Raw genomic sequence first — 3,488 nt, 5'->3', positions numbered from 1 at the left:
CCCCCCCCCTGATTTTTGCCTCTCCTTATGTTCCACGGCATAACACCCCACCTTTCAAGTTTAAAAGGTTGTAAAAACATAATATTATCAATTGGTTATTAGGTTACTAATTTATTGCCATGCCTTAACGGCATAGCTCCCCACCTTTGAGTCAGGAATGTTGCACGGTGATTTGTTCCGCCTGCCGATAATTAAATAAGAGATAAGCGGCGATTTGTTCCACCTGATATGCACGGGGGGACTTTCCTGTCTGAGCGCCCTTCTCACCAACGTTCCCCCCGCTGCGCAGGGAGAACGCCGGTGATCCGGGATTAAAGCAGGTTAACGACGCGGGCGCGAATGAGAATGTACAGCGTGCGCTTGTTTGCATTTGAGCTTTTGGACGTGAAGAGCGCACCAATTAAGGGAATTTTCGATACCCACGGTACAGATGAATCACTGTCGCTTTCCCTGTTATCCACCATCCCGCCGAGCAGAACTGTCTGGCCGGATTTTAGCTGAACGGTTGTCGAAATTGAGCGTGTATTTGTGATGATGTCGGAAGCCGTTTGCGAATCAGAAATACTGTCCGCATTTGTTGAAACATCCATGATTAACAATCCTCCGGGTGTCACGACCGGAACAACCTTCAATGAGATCCCCACATCATGACGCTCGATCGTCTGAAATGGATTATTAACATTTGCAGCTTCTCCCGTGACCCGTCCCGTAACAAATGGAACATTTTGCCCTGCCGTAAATGTTCCTGGCTGGCCTGACATAGTCAGGATGCGCGGCATTGATAAAAGCGTTGATTTGCTCGATGTTTCAAGCGCTTTCAGGCTAAGCCCCAGAATGTTGCCGTTAAAAATACCAAAGGAGCCGCCAGTGCTGGATAAAACAGACGTGAGGCGATCAGTATTGATTCCTCCCGCCACCGGACTGCCGGAAGGATCTCCCGCTGCAAAGGAGAAATCAAAACCATCGGAAGCCGTTGTTTCAAAAATGACTGATTCAACAAGAACCTGCGTTCTTGGCACATCAACAGAGGGAAAAAATGCTGCAAGTTCTTTATGTTGTGATGCTGATGCCGTTACAGCAAGAATATTCGCCCCATCAAAAGGATAAACTTTAGTACCTGCAATATTTTCCCCCTTCAGGAATATATCAATAACTGGTGCGAGATCCTTTGCTCTGACGTTATTGACCGGATACGTCTGAGTAATCAAATTGGCGCGCATCTCAGATTTAGTGAAAAAGTCTCCAGTTGGAGGAGGAACATCCCCCTCATAAGAGGATGCCGGAACCGGCTCTGAGAATGAATCGGAATATTCATACGTATCACGGTTAAACTTTTGAACCACAGCAGGATTACCCGGACTGAGGTCAAAACCGTTCGCCCGGAGAACCGACGTAAAAAACTGAGACAGTTCATCCTTGGTGACATCCGCTGAGTAAACTGTAATTTCCCCTTTTACGTCCGGTGAAATAATCACAGGCTTTCCGGTTGTTTTTGAATACCATGAAACAAACTCCCTGACTGGCGCGTTATTCAGTTCGACAGGGATAGCAAAGCTCTGAAATGACAATGCACAAAGCAAACTAGCAAGTAACTTTTTCATGTTTCCCATCCTTAATAAGCTCTACCGCGCAAGGTGCTATATAGACCATGCGGAAACCGTCTTTAATTAGATCGTCAGATGCGATTTTTTGCTTCTTAGCATCCATAAACTCAAAACCAACCGTATTTCCCATTCGATACGATGTTGTTATTTTCAAATCTGATGGTTTATAACGGGATGTGATAATCTGCGGCGATGCTGGTTTTATCTGAGTTGTCGCTTCCGGTCTGGACAGACTGAGGTATGCGAATGCTGATACAAAACCACAAAACAGGCACAATACTCTTGAATATTTCTTTAAATAGATTCTGGAAAGTCTCATATAAAATGTAGCGTCCCTCTTTACGGCATACCTGCCATGTGAAAGATATGGTGTCAGGTATGAGAATGATGAATGCTCATAAGCGTCTGAAAATGCCTGTTTGGTATCATAAGCGGCATACAGATCTCGCCCCGTATAAGTCCAGCGTTCTACAGTCATTGACTGAGGAGAGTCACCATATTTAACAATTCCGACATGTACTTTTGGCAGCGGAAGTTTTGAACCCGTTATTACACTATAAATTGAGCCAATGAATGGGATTGTGATTTTATCGAGGCGTCTGCAATAAACAACATGCTCGGCCAGTGCCACACGAGCTTGTTTATCCATGATGGATAAATCCTGAATAAGAAAAATAATATCCCAGCCCAGTTTTCTGGCATGTAAAAACCAATTAATTACGGACTGTCTTTCTTTATCAGCCCATGAGCGTGAGTTAAACCATGTTCCACATTCATCAAGAACCAATAATCCATTTTTATTTTCATCATAGGAATTATTGCCTCTCCCGATTGCCAGTAAATCCTCCAGTGAGGGTTTATCAGGTATCCGTATAACATCCGGTGACTTTGCAAATATTCCCACTCTCGGTAACTTATGAATGCTCAAGTCGAGATTCGTTGCCACCCTGCAACCAGAAACAATTTTGTCCTGGATTTTACCGACAGCGACCAGTGTTTTACCTGCACCAAGCTTTCCCGTTACGACATATACAGCCATTATGATTTATTCCAGTCAAGGTATCCTATAATTCTGTCTTTAACGTCAAAAATAAAAACTGCTGCTTTAAGCGAAAAAATCGCATACAAACATGGTGCTGCATTAGCAGGAACAACATAAGAAATTGCACTGGCAATTTCAGGCGGTAATACAGAAGTAAGATCTGAGAGATAGGAAACTAACAATCCATTCAGACCGATAATGAGACCAAGGAATAGCGAAATTGCAAGTGCTATTCTGGCAATACCCAATGTAAAAAACTTGGCAGCATATGCAATAAGAGCACCTGCAAGCCATCCAATAAATCTTGCCAGAACAGGAAGCCCAAGAAAAGCTGGCATAGTTACCCCCTTCCCTTACGTAATATTCCAGAAAAAGAATCGTAAACAGTAACGAACGTCCAGAAATATAATATGAAAGCAAAAATACCTTTAAACATATCAATGTATTTGCACTCAATAATAAACTCGTACTCTTTGCCGGGAGCAAATACAAATGGCGTACATTGTTTAAATTCAGGTAAGGTCGGAAATAATCCGTCTTTCAGAAATGAGTCCAGCAGAGGAGATTTATCACCCTCACCAATTGCATTCATCGCAGATGATGAACCTGCAAACTCACCAGAAATAGCTGACCCGTTGCCAACAAGCCCACCAATGCTGTCGGAAAATCCGCTTAAAGAATCCAGCGTTCCCTGTACAGAACCATCAAGAGATGCCCCTGTATCGGCCTGTAAAGCTGACAAGTCAAATGATTCAGTCAGTGCATCTTTATTGGCATTTGCCATTTTGACGTAATCAAAATCACCGGTTCCGTTGCCATTATTCCCGGTTCCGCCACCATCA

4 protein-coding genes (1 of these 4 running past the window's edge) are annotated in these 3,488 nt (G+C 43.6%); all 4 read right to left on the bottom strand.

Going from position 1 to position 3,488, the window contains the following annotated elements:
* Positions 1–311 precede the first annotated feature (311 nt).
* Positions 312–1,601: a secretin N-terminal domain-containing protein gene (locus FDX04_RS05975; RefSeq protein WP_080330449.1), complete on the bottom strand. Its 1,290-nt coding sequence runs from the start codon at positions 1,599–1,601 to the stop codon at positions 312–314.
* Positions 1,582–2,643, bottom strand: a complete 1,062-nt coding sequence (locus tag FDX04_RS05970; RefSeq protein ID WP_137370604.1) for a zonular occludens toxin domain-containing protein — start codon at positions 2,641–2,643, stop codon at positions 1,582–1,584. Before FDX04_RS05970 ends, FDX04_RS05975 begins: the two co-directional genes overlap by 20 nt.
* Positions 2,643–2,984: a minor coat protein gene (locus FDX04_RS05965; RefSeq protein WP_080330447.1), complete on the bottom strand. Its 342-nt coding sequence runs from the start codon at positions 2,982–2,984 to the stop codon at positions 2,643–2,645. Before FDX04_RS05965 ends, FDX04_RS05970 begins: the two co-directional genes overlap by 1 nt.
* Before the next feature lie 501 nt (positions 2,985–3,485).
* Positions 3,486–3,488: the final stretch of a hypothetical protein gene (locus FDX04_RS24285; protein ID WP_212734316.1), read on the bottom strand. The gene runs 879 nt beyond the window's last position; only the last 3 of its 882 coding nucleotides appear in the window; its start codon lies beyond the right edge, outside the window; it ends in the stop codon at positions 3,486–3,488.

Source organism: Citrobacter sp. wls615 (assembly GCF_005281355.1).
GTDB classification, from domain to species: Bacteria; Pseudomonadota; Gammaproteobacteria; order Enterobacterales; family Enterobacteriaceae; genus Citrobacter; species Citrobacter werkmanii.
Note: the sequence above shows the minus strand (reverse complement) of the source record. Positions and strands in the feature narration are given on the sequence as shown.

Coding starts and splice junctions, on each gene's coding strand:
- FDX04_RS05975 (WP_080330449.1), bottom strand. CDS start 1,601: ATGAAAAAGTTACTTGCTAGTTTGCTTTGTGCATTGTCATTTCAGAGC.
- FDX04_RS05970 (WP_137370604.1), bottom strand. CDS start 2,643: ATGGCTGTATATGTCGTAACGGGAAAGCTTGGTGCAGGTAAAACACTG.
- FDX04_RS05965 (WP_080330447.1), bottom strand. CDS start 2,984: ATGCCAGCTTTTCTTGGGCTTCCTGTTCTGGCAAGATTTATTGGATGG.